The organism is Pararhizobium sp. P1_E7 (genome assembly GCF_056405855.1).
The window spans coordinates 1-557 of record NZ_JBFUBH010000253.1 but is presented as its reverse complement, the minus strand read 5'-3'; the positions used below and the strand labels follow the sequence as shown (position 1 = coordinate 557).

Genomic DNA, 557 nt, shown 5'->3' with positions numbered 1-557 from the left:
CCTGATTGCGATTTATGGTCAAAGAGGCCACCTGCTTGAAGCGCAACTCGAGCGCGGGTGGTTGGAAATCCATGCTCCCGAACTGCTGGCGGAAACGGGCAAGGAGGTAGCGACACGCATTTCGCGAGTGGTGGATCAGGATCATTTTATAGAGGGATTGCGCAAGGCGGGGCTTAACGTGTCCGTACAATCAACGCCTCGATCCGAGGTACCGCCCATCGAGATGCACCGGTCACGAGGCTAAAGTCGCGTATCTTGCTGTTCGTGCGGACGAAACGCATGCACGAAGGCAACGCGGTTCAGCCAGCTTTCCAACGTTTGGGCGCAGCAATGGGGGAGGAGGACGGCAAGGGCGCAGCGGGAACGCCTAGTGAGCTAAACCCGGGAGCACGTGTCGGTACGCGTTCCGCGCCAGTATGCTCCAGTAAAATACCTCCAAACCTGCCAGAGGCAATTTCCCGGGCAGAAGTTGAGGCGTATATCGTATTTTGTTTTGGGCACACTGCTCGCTTACCGGGTCATCGGTGGGCGATAGCGACGGGAACTGGGCGGAAACC

Annotated in this window: 1 pseudogene; it reads left to right on the top strand. The window is 57.8% G+C overall.

Annotated features, from left to right (window positions below):
- Positions 1-244, top strand: a pseudogene (locus tag AC1D17_RS29265) (hypothetical protein); the annotation flags it as partial.
- Between the last annotated feature and the right edge of the window lie 313 nt (positions 245-557).